We start from the raw sequence: 14,684 nt of genomic DNA on the forward strand, positions 1-14,684 counted from the left end.
GCGGATTAGTGTGGGGTGGCCGGCGTTCAACGCCGAACCCGGCGCGGAGTCACCCACGCATCTTGGAGAGTTGCCTCGAATGAGCTCGACCGGAGTCTCGTCCCCACCCGGAACCGGAGCCGTCACCGAACCCGAGTTCGGTCCCCCGCGCTCCACCCTCAGCCCGGAGCAGATCAGGGACGACCTGATCGACGCCGCCGCCGGGCTGGCCCCGGAGATCGGCGAGCTCATCCGGCTCTACTACCGGCACATCCCGGCCGAGGAGATCGTCGGCGACGAGCCGGTCAACCTGGTCGGCGCGGTCCGCTCGCACCGGCAGCTGGCCCAGCAGCGGATGCCGGGCCGCCCCGCCGTGCGGCTGCTGAACCCGACCGTCGCCGAGGACGGCTGGGCCCGTGAGGCCACCGTCGTGCAGGTCGTCACCGACGACATGCCCTACCTGGTCGACTCGATCGCCGCGGAGTTCGCCCGCGACGGCGTGCAGGTGCAGCGGATCGTCCACCCGATCGTCGTCGTCACCCGCGACCTGACCGGTGAGCTGCTGGAAGTGCACCCGGACGCGGACCCGGCGCAGCCGCCCGCGAACTCGGCCGCCGAGTCGTGGATGTACATCGAGATCGACTTCGTCACCGACCCGCACCGGGCCCGCGAGCTCGACAACCGGCTCTCCAGCGTGCTGGGCGACGTCCGCGAGGTCGTCGAGGACGCCGAGAAGATGGCCCAGACGGCCTGCCAGCTCGCCGGCGAGCTGGAGACCGACCCGCCGCAGCTGCCCCAGGCCGAGGTCGCCGAAGGCGCCCGCCTGCTGCGCTGGCTGGCCGACGGCCACTTCACGTTCCTCGGCTACCGCCGCTACGAGCTGGTCGAGAACCCGCACCCGGACTCGGACGAGCCGGCCCTGCGCGCGGTGCTGGCCTCCGGCCTCGGCGTGCTGCGCCAGGACAGCCTGGCCGCGCGCGGCCTCACCGCCGGCCCGGACAGCTCGACGACCGCGCTCGCGCCGTCGCTGCTGGTGCTGACGCAGGCGAGTGCGCCGTCGACCGTGCACCGGCCGGTCTACCCGTACTACGTCGGCGTGAAGACCTTCGACGCCGAGGGCACCGTCACCGGCGAACACCGCTTCCTCGGCATGTTCACCACCACCGCGCTGCACGAGAACGTCCTCGACATCCCGGTGGTCTGCGACCGCGTCCGCGAGGTCATCCACCGCGCCGGGTTCCCGATGGAGTCGTTCTCCGGCCAGCGGATGCTCGAGGTGCTGCAGAACTGGCCGCGCGCGGACCTGTTCTCCGCCGACACCGACTCGCTGTACTCCACGACGACCGGCGCGATCACGCTGTCCGACCGCCGCCGGCTGCGGCTGTTCCTGCGCCGCGACCCGTACGGCCGCTTCTACTCGTGCCTCGTCTACCTCCCGCAGGACCGCTACACGACGCGCTCGCGGCTGGCGATGCAGGAAGTCCTGCTCGAAGAGCTCGAAGGCACCCAGCTCGAATACAGCGCCCGCATCGGGGAAACCGTGCTGGCGCAGGTGCACTTCATGGTCCACACCGATCCCGCGCGCGGCCAGGAGCCGGACACTCCGCGGATCCAGGACCGGCTCAACGACGCCGTCCGCAGCTGGGACGACCGGATGGTCGAGGCGGTCCTCGACGAGCGCCGGGAGCGTTCGGACGGCGGCGTCGCCGTCGGGGTCCTCGGCGAGGAGTCGGCGACCGAGCAGGGCCAGCGCTACGCCGGCGTCTTCCCCGAGGGCTACAAGGAGGACTTCTCCGCCGAGGAGGCCCTCTCCGACCTGCGCGCCCTCGACTCGCTCTCCGACGAAGGCGACCTCGCGCTGTCGTTCTACCTGCCGGGCGACGCCGAGCCCGGCGAGCGGCGGTTCAAGCTCTTCCTGCGCGGTGAGGGCGTGACGCTGTCGAAGGTCCTCCCGGTGCTGCAGGCGATGGGCGTCGAGGTCGTCGACGAGCGGCCGTACGAGCTGCACCGCGAAGACGGCGGCCCGTGCTGGATCTACGACTTCGGCCTGCGCATCAGCCAGAAGATGCTGGGCCAGCAGCCGGACGACGCCGCCGTCGCCGAGCTGCGCGATCGCTTCCAGGACGCCTTCGAGGCCGCCTGGCGCGGCGACGCCGAGGTCGACGGCCTCAACGGCCTCGTCCTGCGCGGCGGGCTCACCTGGCGCCAGGCCGCCGTGCTGCGCGCGTACTCGCGCTACCTGCGCCAGGCCGGCAGCGCGTTCTCCCAGGACTACATCCAGAACACGCTGCTGTCCCACACCGAGGTCGCCACGAAGCTGCTGCGGCTGTTCGAGGTCCGGTTCGACCCGTTCCTCTCCGACGCCGATCGCGAGGCCGCGACCGACGGCCTGGCCGGCGAGCTGAACGCGCTGATCGACGAGGTCACCAGCCTCGACGAGGACCGGATCCTGCGCCGGCTGATGGCCGTCATCCGAGCCACCCTGCGGACGAGCTACCACGTCACCGACGCCGAGGGCGCGCCGCGGCCGTACCTGGCGATCAAGCTCGACCCGAGCGGCGTGCCCGACCTGCCCGAACCGCGGCCGCGGTTCGAGATCTTCGTGTACTCGCCGCGCGTCGAGGGCGTGCACCTGCGCTTCGGCGAGGTCGCGCGCGGCGGCCTGCGCTGGTCGGATCGGCGTGAGGACTTCCGCACCGAGATCCTCGGGCTGGTCAAGGCGCAGGCGGTCAAGAACGCCGTCATCGTGCCGGTCGGCGCGAAGGGCGGCTTCGTCGTGAAGCGCCCGCCGGTCCCGACCGGCGACTCCGGCATCGACCGCGACGCCCAGCTCAACGAGGGCATCGCCTGCTACCGCATGTTCATCTCCGGCCTGCTCGACCTGACCGACAACCGCGTCGAGGGCAAGACCGTGCCCGCGCCGGGCGTCGTCCGGCACGACGCCGACGACTCCTACCTGGTCGTCGCGGCCGACAAGGGCACCGCGAAGTTCTCCGACATCGCCAACGAGATGTCGGCGCAGTACGGCTTCTGGCTCGGGGACGCCTTCGCCTCCGGTGGCTCGGTCGGCTACGACCACAAGGCCATGGGCATCACGGCGAAGGGTGCCTGGGAGAGCGTCAAGCGGCACTTCCGCGAGCTGGGCAAGGACACCCAGGCCGAGGACTTCACCGTCGTCGGCATCGGCGACATGATGGGCGACGTCTTCGGCAACGGCATGCTGCTGTCCGAGCACATCCGGCTGGTCGCGGCGTTCAACCACATGCACGTCTTCCTCGACCCGATCCCGGACGCGGCGGCGACCTACGCGGAGCGCCGCCGGCTGTTCGACCTGCCGCGCAGCTCCTGGGACGACTACGACCGCTCGCTGATCAGCGAGGGCGGCGGCATCTACTCCCGCTCGGCCAAGTCGATCCCGGTCAGCCCGCAGGTGCGCGAGGCGCTCGGCCTCGACGCGAGCGTCACCGCGCTGGCGCCGATGGACCTGATCCAGGCCATCCTGCTGGCGCCCGTGGAACTGCTGTGGAACGGCGGCATCGGCACCTACGTCAAGGCGGAGACCGAAACCCACGCCCACGCCGGCGACAAGGCCAACGACGCCATCCGCGTCGACGGCAAGCAGCTGCGCGTCAAGGTGTTCGGCGAGGGCGGCAACCTGGGCCTGACCCAGCTCGGCCGGATCGAGTTCGCCCGCGAGGGCGGCAAGATCAACACCGACGCGCTGGACAACTCGGCCGGCGTCGACTGCTCCGACCACGAGGTCAACATCAAGATCCTGCTCGATCACCTGGTGCAGACCGGGAAGCTCGAGCAGGCCCAGCGCAACGCGCTGCTGGAGGAGATGACCGACGAGGTCGGCGCGCTGGTGCTGGCCGACAACTACCGGCAGAACGCGGTGCTCGGCGTCAGCCGGGCGCACGCCGGGCCTATGGTCTCGGTGCACGCGCGGCTCGTCGCGTCGCTGGTCGCCGAGGGCGCCTTCGACCGCAAGCTGGAGGCGCTGCCGAGCAACTCGGAGTTCCGCGAGCTGGAGAAGGCGGACAAGGGCCTCACCTCGCCGGAGCTGGCGACGCTGCTCGCGCACGTCAAGCTGGAGCTGAAGGACGAGCTGCTGGCCAGCGACCTGCCCGACTCGCAGGTCTTCGCCGGCCGGCTGCCGGAGTACTTCCCGAAGCCGTTGCGCGAGCGGTTCGCGCCGGCGATCGGCGAACACCCGCTACGCCGCCAGATCATCACCACGCTGATCGCGAACGAGGTCGTCGACGGCGGCGGCATCTCGTTCGTCTACCGGCTGATGGAGGAGATGAACGCGACGGCGACCGACGCGGTGCGCGCGTACGCCGTCGTGTCGCGGGTGTTCGACCTCCCGTCGCTGTGGAGCGCGATCGACGCGCTGGACAACGTCGTGCACACCGACGTCGCCGACGAGATGACGCTGGAGACGCGGCGGCTGCTCGACCGGGCCGCGCGCTGGTTCCTCACCAACCGGCCGCAGCCGCTGGCGCCGCTGGCGGAGATCAACCGCTTCGGCCGGGTCCTCAACGAGCTGGTGCCGAAGCTCGGCGACCTGCTGCGCGGCCGGGAAGCCGAGTCGGTGCAGGCGAAGGTGGCGGAGCTGACCGCCGGGCACGTGCCGGCCGAGCTGGCCCGCCGGATCGCCCTGCTGCTGCACACGTTCGGCCTGCTCGACGTCACCGAGGTCGCGGAGCTCGCCGAGCAGCAGATCGGCGTCGACGCGACGCACAGCCCGGCCGAGACGGCGGAGCTGTACTACGCGCTGTCGGCGCACCTGGACGTCGACAAGATGCTCACCGAGATCAGCGCGCTCGAACGCGGCAACCGCTGGCACGCGCTCGCCCGGCTCTCGCTGCGCGACGACGTCTACGGCTCGCTGCGGGCGATCACGCTCGACGCGTTGCGGCACAGCGATCCCGGGTCGTCGGCGGACGCCAAGATCGCGCAGTGGGAGAAGACCAACGCCTCCCGGCTGCAGCGGGCGCGCGTCGCGCTCGACGAGATCACCAAGTCCGGCCGCCTCGACCTGGCGACGCTGTCGGTGGCGGCCCGCCAGATCCGGAGCACGGTGCGGTGACCTACGTTTCGCTGGTCCGCCCGCGCTGGACGGACATGGACGTCTACGGGCACGTCAACCACGCCAAGATGGTGACGCTGCTCGAAGAGGCCCGTATCCCGCTGCTGTTCGAGGGGGCCGTCTCGGCCGGGCTGGACCAGCTGCCGAAGGGCATCGTCGTGGTCAAGCTCGAAGTGGGCTACAAAGCGCCGATCGTGGTGACCGGGCAGGAGCTCCGCGTCGACATCGACCTGGCCGAGCTGAAGGCGGCGAGCTTCACGCTGGCCTACCGGGTGCACAACGGGCCGGCCGAGGCGGACCCGGTGGCGGTCACCGCGCAGACGGTGCTGGCGCCGTACGACACCGTCGCGTTGCGGCCGCGTAGGCTCACCCCGGCCGAGTCGGAGTTTCTGAAGCAGGGGTTCGCGGATGCCTGAGTTGTTCGTGCCGGACGCGGCGGACCGGGAGACCCTCGGCGCGTTCGTCGCCCGCGCGGTCCGGCTGGACGGCCAGACGGCCGTCCGGCTGCGCCAGCGCGGTGACGGCGTGGTCGAGGCCTGGACGGCGACGCCGTTCGAGTGCCTGGCGACCCGCGCGGTGGCCGGCGACGTCACCCCCGGCGACGTCACGGTGTCCGGCAACGAGCTGCTCGCCGCGCTCACGGTGGCGGGCGCGCCGCGGATGGACCCGGGCCCGGCCCGCGACCTGCTCTGGCACGGCGAGCTGCCGCCGCGCGGCCCTTGGCCGCTGGTCGACGAGCTCCCCGCGCACGTCGTCGCGGAGCTGGCCGACCGGGGCGTCACGCTGGCCCGCGACAACGCGGGCCCGCACGGCAACCCGCCGGCGTCGCTGATGGACCAGGCGGTGCTCACCGTCAGCGGTGGCGCGCAGGAGGTCAAGGTCCAGATGCGCTGCCTGTTCGCGTTGTCCGGCATGGGTTTCGTGGACTCGGGCGTCGAGGGTGACGTCGTCCGCGTGACGGCGACGGACTCGTGGCTGCGCCTGGACGCGCGCTACGGCGCGATCTTGCGCCGCCGCCACGCGCTGCTGCCGCTGCTGTTCTGAAGCCTTACGGATTCCTTGCGAGCCGGGCGATCACCCGGCCGCGGTGGCACGCTGGGGCTCATGACCCCGGACGACGACCCCACGGCGGACTTCCTCGACGGTGTCCGCGCCGAGGAAACGCCGTGGCGACGCGACCGTCCGGTGGGTGAGAAGGCGCCCGAGGGCGTCGAAAGACCTGAGAGGTGGGGCCGCACGCGTGCGGCGGGCCGGGCGGCTGCCCAGGCGGCGCCCTACCTCCAGGCCGCGGCCTTGGTGGCGTGGCTGGCGAGCGGCGCCTTCGACGACGGCTCGGGTTCGGGCGACCAGTCCGGTTAGTGCGGGTCCGGCGGCCAAGGGCGAGCCAGCCGCGAACCGGCCTCAGACCAGCCAAGCCGCAGAGTCGGCCGGGAGCTTTCCGTCCACCAGCGGACTGCTCGACAACAGCACCTCACCCGGCGGCAGCGCGATGGGGCTGGCGGACGTGTTCAGCGCACAAACCAGCCCACCACCCCGGCGGCGGAACGCGAAACACCCCGCCGGCGCGCCGTACCACTCCAGTTCGTCGCCGCCGAAGGCCGTGTGGGTCTTGCGCAGCTCGATCGCTTGGCGGTACAGCGAGAGCGTCGAATCGGCGTCTTCTATCTGCTTCTCCACCGTCAGCTCGGCCCAGTCGCCCGGCATCGGCAGCCAGGTGCGCGGGTTGCGGGAGAAGCCGAACGGTGGCAGGTCGCCCTCCCACGGCAGTGGTACCCGGGAGACGTCGCGGCCGAACTCCGCGCCGCTCGTCTTCGCTCGCGGGTCGGCGATGGCCGAAACCGGGATGTCGACGTTGGCCAGCCCCAGCTCTTCGCCGTTGTATAGGTAGACCGCGCCGGGCAGGGCCAGCTCGACCAGCGCCATCGCCCGGGCGCGGCGCACGCCCTGTGCGCCGCCGCCGTAGCGGCTGACCTGGCGCCAGACGTCGTGGTTGCTCAGCGTCCACGTCGCCGGCGCGCCGACCTTCGCCGGCACGGTCAGGGAGCGCTGGATCGCCGTGCGCATGGCGTCGGCGTCGAAGTGGGTCAGCACCAGCCGGAAGTTGAACGCCAGGTGCAGCTCGTCGGGCCGCAGGTAGCGCGAGAGGCGCTCCTCGTCGGTCACCCAGATCTCGCCGACGGCCATCGTCTCCGGGAACTCGTCGAGCACCTTGCGGATCATCTGGTGGATCTCGTGGACGCCGTCGTAGTCCCAGCGCGGGTCGTAGTAGTCGGTCGGGGTGAACCCGCCGGCCCGCGGGTCCATGTCCGGCAGGCCCGGCGGCTTCGCCATGCCGTGCGCGACATCGATGCGGAAGCCGTCCACGCCGCGTTCCAGCCAGAACCGCAGGGTGCGTTCCAGGTCGGCGGCGACCTCAGGGTTGGCCCAGTTCAGGTCGGGCTGCTGCGGCGCGAACAGGTGCAGGTACCACTGGCCGTCCGGCACGCGGGTCCACGCCGGGCCGCCGAACGCGCTGACCCAGTTGTTCGGCGGGTCCTCGCCGCGCGGGCCGACGCCGTCGCGGAATACGTACCGTTCGCGCTCGCGGCTGCCCGGCGCCGCCGCCATCGCCGACTTGAACCAGGCGTGCTGGTTGCTGGTGTGGTTCGGCACGACGTCGACGGTGACCTTGATCTTGCGCTTGTGCGCCTCGGTCAGCAGGACGTCGAAGTCGCCGAGGGTGCCGAACATCGGGTCGACGTCGCGCGGATCGGCGATGTCGTACCCGTGGTCGGCCATGGGGGAGCGGTAGAACGGCGTCAGCCACAGCGCGTCGACGCCCAGCAGCTCCAGGTAACCGAGCCGGGACCGGATGCCCTCCAGGTCGCCGACGCCGTCACCGTCCGAATCGGCGAACGAGCGCACGTAGACCTGGTAGAAGACGGCTTCCCGCCACCACTCGAGCGCTTTCCGGGGGCCCCGGGTGGCGGAGCCCCCGGCCCGGGGCGAAGCCCCGGATGTTTCGGCGTCCTCCGGCTCGGCTCTCATCAGACGAAGCTGTTCATCATGCTGTGCGCGGCCATCTCCAGGTAGGCCCACAGCTGCTGCCGGTAGGGCTCGTCGAGGTTCTCCTCGTCCACGGCGATCCGGATGCAGCGCAGCCAGGCGTCCCGCTCGATCGGCCCGATCTTGAACGGCGCGTGCCGCATCCGCAGCCGCGGGTGCCCGCGCTGGTCGGAGTAGGTGTGCGGGCCGCCCCAGTACTGCATCAGGAACAGCCGGAAGCGTTCCTCGGCCGGGCCGAGGTCCTCCTCCGGGTAGAGCGGACGCAGGATTTCGTCCCGCGCGACTTCCTCGTAGAACCGCCCGACGATCCGGCGGAACGTGGGTTCGCCGCCCACCGCTTCGTACAGGTTCGCCGGTTCGCTCACTGGTGACACGCCTCCCATTTTGCCCTTCGGCCCAAGGTTCCCGACGCCCGGTACCGCTGCTTCCGAACCGTCGCAAAACCGTTTCCCAGCGTAACGGCGGCGGTCCCGACGACCCCATCGCGACCATCTCCGGCCGAGGGTCGTGAGTGCGTAACAGTGTTAGAACACTGTTACGCACTCACGACCGGTGCTACTCGGACTGGCGGCGGCCGTTCTCGAGCGCCGTCGCCGCCGCCTTGGCCGGGAACAGGCGGCCGAGCGGGGGCTCGAAGCCGGCTTCCTCCAGGGCCGCCAGGAGCTGGCCGCGCAACGCCCGCTGGACCGCCCACTGCTTGCCCGGGCGGACCTTCACCGTCAGGCGCAGCTGGATGCCCTCCGGGGTGACGCTCTCCACCCCCAGCATCTCCGGCGGCTCGAGCACGTTCTCCCGCAGCAGCTCGCTCGACGTCGCCGTGGAGGCGGCCGCCATGAGCACCGTGGACGCGCGCTCGACGTCGGCCGAGTAGCCGAGCGGGACGTCGACGAGCGCGATCGCGAAGCCCTGGCTGGAGTTGCCGACGCGCAGGACCTCGCCGTTGCGGACGTACCAGACCGTGCCCTTGACGTCGCGCAGCGTGGTGATCCGCAGGCCCACGGCCTCGACGGTGCCGGTCGCCTCGCCGATGTCGACGACGTCGCCGACGCCGTACTGGTCCTCGACCATCATGAAGATGCCGGACAGGAAGTCCTTGACGAGGTTCTGCGCGCCGAACCCGATCGCGACGCCGATGATGCCGGCCGAGGCGATGATCGGGCCCAGGTTGATGCCGAGCTCACCCAGCACGAGGATGAACGCGAGCCCGTAGATCAGGAACGTCGACGTCGACTTCAGCACCGAGCCGATGGTCTGCGCGCGCTGGCGGCGGCGTTCGATCACGGCCGAGCCGAGCACCTCGGGGGCGCGTTCACGCAGGGGGCGCAGCAGCGCCGGCAGCTTGCCGCCGGAGCGGGGCAGCCGCGTGACGCGGTTGATCATCCGCTTGATCAGCAAGCGCACCACGAACGCGATCAAGAGGATGAACAGGATCTTCAGCGGCTTGGTGAGGAGCCAGTTCGCCGAACCGGCCAGCCACGCGTTGTTCGTGACCTCGTACACCTGGGAACAGAAGGTGCTGGAGTCCTTGATGCATGGCGGGTCGGCGGTGAGCAAGGGGGACACGGGGGTTGATCATCCTTCCGATCTCGTCGGTTTCGCCAACTTCGAGTGGATGTTGGGTCGCGGGGATGTGACACGTCTTGTAACACACGTGCGCTGGGGGCCTGTTCTGTGGTCGACTATGCCTACGCCCCTGGAGGTGGTCGAGTGCCAGACCGACAACCCAGCCCCCGCGGCGTCTCCGGCCAAGCCATGGCCGAAGAGACGCCAGAGGTGGTCCTGCGCGCCTATCCGGGGGGAACCGCATCCGGCGGACCCGCCCCGGCCGGGCCGGGGAACCGCCCAGGGGGAACCACCCGCCCGCCCGGTCAGCGTAGTAGAGGCCGGGACCCGGCGGCCCCGTCCTGGGGCCGGCGCCGGGTGCTCCTGCTCAACGCGACCTTCGAGCCCCTGACCGCGCTGCCCCTGCGCCGCGCTGTGGTCCTGGTCATGTGCGGCAAGGCCGAAGTGGTGCACGGCGACCCCGGCGGCATCGAGCTCCACGCCGCGACGCTGTCACTGCCGGTGCCCTCGGTGATCCGGCTCAGCACCTACGTGCGGGTGCCCTACCGCGCGAAGGTGCCGCTGACCAGGGCCGGGCTGATGCACCGCGACCGGTACCGCTGCGCCTACTGCGGGGGGCGGGCCGAGACGATCGACCACGTCCAGCCGCGCAGCCGTGGCGGACCCCACAGCTGGACGAACTGCGTCGCCTGCTGCGCCAAGTGCAACCACCGCAAAGCGGACCGGCTGCTCTCGGAGATCGGCTGGAAGCTGCGCGTCGTCCCGCGGGCCCCGCACGGCCCGCACTGGCGCCTGCTCGCGCACTCCAAGGAGGCCGACCCGCTCTGGCGGCCTTACTTGGGTTCGGCCGCCTAACCGGGCCCTGACATGCCGGCGCCCCGGCTGCCTTGCGGCGGCCGGGGCGAGCCGGGTGCTTGCGCGGTGCGTCCAGGAAGGCGAGCGCCCTGGTGAAAGGACTCAGGCGGCGAGCGCGAACTCGCTCTGGCAGGTGACGCGGGTGCCCATGGTGACGCGCGTGCCCCGGGTGACGCGCGTGCCCCGGGTGACACGGGTGCCGCGCGTGACGCGCGTGCCGGCCGTCACCCGCGTGCCCATCGTGACCCGTGTGCCGCGGGTGACCCGGGTGCCCCGCGTCACCCGTGTGCCCGCTGTCACCCTGGTGCCCATCGTGACGCGTGTCCCCGCCGTGACCCGCGTGCCGCGGGTGACTCGTGTACCCCGGGTGACCCTGGTGCCCGCCGTCACACGCGTTCCGGGCACGAAGTCGATATCACTGGGTGACGAGGTGGTCTCGGTGATCGCCTGTGCGGGGGTGTGGACGCTGTTCATGGCAAGGCCTCCTGGGACCGGTGCGTGACCTGCTGGGGCTGGGGAGCGGGGCGCAAGGCCCGTACAGGTGAAAAAGCTACGAGGATTTCAAGGCAACGACAAGACGACAGCGGCGGGTGCGGCCGCCTGTACGTTGAGTTGCAACCTTTCGGCCCGACGGTCTTCGCCCCAACGTTCCAGTGCCCGCGCGCCAAGCGGCGGACGGCGCCTGCCTTACGACGAACGGTCGAGTGCGCCGCGCGCGGTGGTCGCGGAGGTCATCCGATACGCTCAGCGCCGTGAACGTTGTCGAGACGATCGTGGTCTTCGCCGTGATCCCGCTGGCCATCTACGGCTTCGCCGGGCTGCTGACGCTCCGGCGCAAGTCCGGTGGCGCCCCGCGGCACCGGCCGGGCCAGGCTTGGGAGTACCCGGCCATGTGGTGGAGCGCCAACCCCGACGGGGTCGGTGAAGGGCACGCGCACGCGGGTGCCGGGAACAGCGTGGTCGCCGCAGGCGCCACTACCGCGGCAGGGGGCGCTCGTGGCAACTGGTGAGCTGACGAAGCGCGTCGACGAGTCCGAACTGGGCTACGGCGAAGCGCTGACGTCCAGCGGCCGCGTGTCGGCCGCCAAGATGTACGAGCCCGCCGCGCCGGCCGGCCCGTTCACCACCCGCCAGCTGGCCCGCCTGGACGAGGCGCTGACGTTCGCGAGCCGGGAGACCGGCCTGGACTTCAGCCTGTACCTCGGCGAGCTGGGCGGCCAGGACAGCCGCGCGACGGCGGAGAGGCTGCACGCCACCACGGCGAACCCGGCCAACTCGGTCCTGATCGCGGTCTCGCCCGGCGAGCGGCTGATCGAGATCGTCACGGGCAAGACGGCCTTCAGCCGCCTGCCCGACCGCGGCGCCAAGCTGGCGATCGCGAGCATGGTGGCGTCGTTCAAGGAGGGTGACCTGGTCCGCGGCCTGGTCAACGGCCTCGCGAACGCGCTTCGCATGCTGTCCGACCAGGCGGGCCCCGCGCCCCGCTGACCCAGACGTACGAAAGGGCCCCGCACCACCCGGTGCGGGGCCCTTTCACGTGGGGCTTTCAGGCCTGGGCGTCGAAGTCGCGGGCCGCGAGGGCCCGGACGATGCCTGCGCGGCCTTCCGAGACCAGCCGGCGCAGGGCCTGCGAGTGCTCGGTCTCCAGCCACTTGTCGGACGCCTTCACCGTCGCCGGCTCCACGGCCCACGACGGGTACAGCCCGATCGCGATCGGCTGCGCGCGCTCGCTGGAGCGACGCTGCCACACCTCGTCGATCACCTCGAAGTACTTCCCGACGTACGCGCCGAGCAGCGCCTTCTGCCCCGGGTGCGAGAAGCCCGAGATGAGCGAGTCGCTGACGGCGTTGGTCAGCTCGTCGTCGTGGACCGCGCGCTCCCACGCGTCGGCCTTCGCCTCGGCCGCCGGACGCAGCGCACGGCCGCGTTCGGCCTGGCGGCGCCCGGTCGCGGTGTTGTCGCGGGCCAGCTCGGCGTCGAGCTCCGCGGTGCCCGCCTTGTCGTGCGCGACCAGCGCGTGCAGCAGGCGCCAGCGCAGGTCGGTGTCGACGCTGAGGCCCTCCAGCGGGGCCGAGCCGTCGAGCCAGCCGGCGAGCACCGCGAGGGTCGCCTCGTCGAGCACCGAACCGGCCAGCGAGTTCACGAACGCCAGCTGGTGGTCCGAGCCCGGCTCGGCGCCGCGGACCAGCTCCAGCAGCCGGCCGGTGAACGCCGGCCAGCCGGTCTTGGCCGCCCAGCCCTGCTCGGCGTAGGAGTTCAGCGCGGTCTGGGCCTGCAGCAGCAGCCGCTGGACGACGCCGACCTCGCTCTCGGTGTGGATGCCGCGCTGCACCAGGGTGACGAAGTCGCGGGCCTTCAGCTCGGCCTCGCGGGTCATCTCCCAGGCCGCCGACCAGCACAGGGTGCGCGGCAGCGGCTCGGTGATGTCGGCGACGCGGTCGATCAGCGTGGTCAGCGACACCGGGTCGAGCCGCATCGTGCAGTAGGTCAGGTCGTCGTCGTTGACCAGCACGAGCTTGCCCGCGGCCTGCCCGACCAGGTCGGGCACCTCGGTGCGCTCACCGTCGACGTCCAGCTCGACGCGGTGGGTGCGGACGATCTTGCCGTTGCCGTCCTCGTCGTAGATGCCCACGGCGACGCGGTGCGTGCGCAGCTCGCCGGCGCCCGGCTTGGCGCCGGACTGCACGACGGCGAACGAGGCGAACGTGCCGTCCGCGCCGATCTCGTAGCGCGGGCTCAGCGAGTTCAGGCCGGTGGTCTCCAGCCACTGCGCGCTCCACCACGACAGGTCGCGCCCGGACGCCTCTTCCAGCGCGCCGAGCAGGTCGGCCAGCGTGGCGTTGCCCCAGGCGTGCTTGCCGAAGTAGACCTTCAGGCCGTCGAGGAAGTGCTCCAGGCCGACGTAGGCGACGAGCTGCTTGAGCACGCTCGCGCCCTTGGCGTAGGTGATGCCGTCGAAGTTCACCTCGACCGCGTGCAGGTCGACGATGTCGGCGGCGATCGGGTGCGTCGAGGGCAGCTGGTCCTGGCGGTAGGCCCAGGACTTCTCGATGTTCGCGAAGCTGGTCCACGCGTTCTTGTACTCGGTGGCCTCGGCCTGGGCGAGCACGCTGGCGAAGGTCGCGAACGACTCGTTCAGCCACAGGTCGTCCCACCAGCGCATGGTGACGAGGTCGCCGAACCACATGTGCGCCATCTCGTGCAGCAGCGTCTCGGCGCGCCGCTCGTAGGCGTAGCGGGTGACGCGGCTGCGGAAGACGTAGTCCTCGAGGAAGGTGACGGCGCCGGCGTTCTCCATCGCGCCCGCGTTGAACTCCGGCACGAACAGCTGGTCGTACTTGGAGAACGGGTACGGCGTGCCGAACTTGTCGTGGTAGAAGCCGAAGCCCTGCTTGGTCTCGGTGAACAGGCGCTCGGCGTCCATGTGCTCGGCCAGCGACGCGCGGCAGTAGATGCCGAGCGGGATCGTCTTGTGGGCGTCGGTGTACTCGTCGCGCCACTCGGCGTACGGCCCGGCGATCAGCGCGACCAGGTAGGTCGAGAGCCGCTCGGACTCCTTGAAGACGGTCCGGACGGCGCCTTCCGGCGTCTCCTCGGCCGACTCGGCGAGCGTGTTGGAGACGACCTTCCAGTCCTTCGGCGTCACCACGGTGAGCCGGTAGACCGACTTCAGGTCGGGCTGGTCGAAGCAGGCGAACATCCGCTTGGCGTCGGCCGTCTCGAACTGGGTGTACAGGTAGACGCCGTCGTCGACCGGGTCGACGAACCGGTGCAGGCCCTCACCGGTGTTCATGTACCGGCAGTCGGCGGTGACCGTGAGCTCGTTCGTCTCGGCCAGGTCCGCCAGCGCGATGCCCCGGTCTTCGACGTAGGCGCTGATGTCGACGTCCGCGCCGTTCAGCGTGGCGGAGTGCACGCGATCGGCGACGAGGTCGACCCAGGTCTGTTCGCCGGCCTTGGCGCTCGCGAACCGGACGGTCGTCTTCGACGCGAAGGTCTTCTCCCCGGGTCCGCCGTGGCCGTCGGTCAGATCGAGCTCGATGTCGTAGCCGGTGACGTCGAGCAGATCCGCGCGCAGCTTGGCGAGATCACGGGTCAGGTTGGGGGCGGGCACAGGCACCTCTGGTCGTGGGATCGGTTTTCAGGCTCC

The 14,684-nt window shown here is 71.1% G+C and carries 12 protein-coding genes; 7 read left to right on the forward strand and 5 right to left on the reverse strand.

All coding sequences use genetic code 11. The features are described 5' to 3' along the window. The first annotated feature begins 79 nt into the window (after positions 1 to 79). The 4 genes from OHS58_RS00445 to OHS58_RS00460 are packed head-to-tail and all read left to right on the forward strand — an operon-like array spanning position 80 to position 6,430. On the forward strand, positions 80 to 5,071 hold the full coding sequence (locus OHS58_RS00445; protein ID WP_326959238.1) for an NAD-glutamate dehydrogenase: 4,992 nt from the start codon (positions 80 to 82) through the stop codon (positions 5,069 to 5,071). Beyond that, the gene (locus tag OHS58_RS00450; RefSeq protein WP_328646778.1) at positions 5,068 to 5,487 is read left to right on the forward strand and encodes an acyl-CoA thioesterase; all 420 of its coding nucleotides are present in this window, start codon (positions 5,068 to 5,070) and stop codon (positions 5,485 to 5,487) included. Before OHS58_RS00445 ends, OHS58_RS00450 begins: the two co-directional genes overlap by 4 nt. Further along, the gene (locus OHS58_RS00455) at positions 5,480 to 6,115 is read left to right on the forward strand and encodes a hypothetical protein (RefSeq protein ID WP_326943448.1); all 636 of its coding nucleotides are present in this window, start codon (positions 5,480 to 5,482) and stop codon (positions 6,113 to 6,115) included. Before OHS58_RS00450 ends, OHS58_RS00455 begins: the two co-directional genes overlap by 8 nt. 60 nt (positions 6,116 to 6,175) lie before the next feature. Further along, positions 6,176 to 6,430: a hypothetical protein gene (locus OHS58_RS00460; protein WP_326943447.1), complete on the forward strand. Its 255-nt coding sequence runs from the start codon at positions 6,176 to 6,178 to the stop codon at positions 6,428 to 6,430. Between the two features lie 42 nt (positions 6,431 to 6,472). Here the strand turns inward: OHS58_RS00460 and OHS58_RS00465 are convergent, their stop codons facing one another. From OHS58_RS00465 to OHS58_RS00475, 3 genes are all read right to left on the reverse strand, one after another. Beyond that, positions 6,473 to 8,098: a glycoside hydrolase family 13 protein gene (locus tag OHS58_RS00465; RefSeq protein ID WP_326943446.1), complete on the reverse strand. Its 1,626-nt coding sequence runs from the start codon at positions 8,096 to 8,098 to the stop codon at positions 6,473 to 6,475. After that, on the reverse strand, positions 8,098 to 8,481 hold the full coding sequence (locus OHS58_RS00470; protein ID WP_326960134.1) for a globin: 384 nt from the start codon (positions 8,479 to 8,481) through the stop codon (positions 8,098 to 8,100). The genes OHS58_RS00465 and OHS58_RS00470 overlap by 1 nt, the downstream gene beginning before the upstream one ends. Positions 8,482 to 8,671: 190 nt before the next feature. After that, a complete protein-coding gene (locus OHS58_RS00475; RefSeq protein ID WP_326943445.1) occupies positions 8,672 to 9,679 on the reverse strand; it encodes a mechanosensitive ion channel family protein in 1,008 nt (335 codons plus the stop codon). A 357-nt stretch (positions 9,680 to 10,036) separates the two neighbouring features. On the opposite strand from OHS58_RS00475, the gene OHS58_RS00480 reads away from it, so the two are divergent. After that, positions 10,037 to 10,534, forward strand: coding sequence for an HNH endonuclease (locus OHS58_RS00480; protein WP_326943444.1), 498 nt, complete (start codon positions 10,037 to 10,039; stop codon positions 10,532 to 10,534). Between the two features lie 102 nt (positions 10,535 to 10,636). On the opposite strand, the gene OHS58_RS00485 is transcribed toward OHS58_RS00480, so the two are convergent. Further along, positions 10,637 to 11,008, reverse strand: coding sequence for a hypothetical protein (locus tag OHS58_RS00485; RefSeq protein WP_328646779.1), 372 nt, complete (start codon positions 11,006 to 11,008; stop codon positions 10,637 to 10,639). Positions 11,009 to 11,286: 278 nt separating this feature from the next. On the opposite strand from OHS58_RS00485, the gene ctaJ reads away from it, so the two are divergent. Then, positions 11,287 to 11,544, forward strand: coding sequence for an aa3-type cytochrome oxidase subunit CtaJ (gene ctaJ, locus OHS58_RS00490; RefSeq protein ID WP_326943442.1), 258 nt, complete (start codon positions 11,287 to 11,289; stop codon positions 11,542 to 11,544). Beyond that, positions 11,531 to 12,022, forward strand: coding sequence for a DUF5130 family protein (locus OHS58_RS00495; protein WP_326943441.1), 492 nt, complete (start codon positions 11,531 to 11,533; stop codon positions 12,020 to 12,022). Before ctaJ ends, OHS58_RS00495 begins: the two co-directional genes overlap by 14 nt. 58 nt (positions 12,023 to 12,080) lie before the next feature. Here OHS58_RS00495 and pepN read toward each other — a convergent pair whose 3' ends face one another. Further along, on the reverse strand, positions 12,081 to 14,648 hold the full coding sequence (pepN, locus tag OHS58_RS00500) for an aminopeptidase N (protein ID WP_326959249.1): 2,568 nt from the start codon (positions 14,646 to 14,648) through the stop codon (positions 12,081 to 12,083). Between the last annotated feature and the right edge of the window lie 36 nt (positions 14,649 to 14,684).

Source organism: Amycolatopsis sp. NBC_00348, assembly GCF_036114655.1.
Taxonomy (GTDB): domain Bacteria; phylum Actinomycetota; class Actinomycetes; order Mycobacteriales; family Pseudonocardiaceae; genus Amycolatopsis.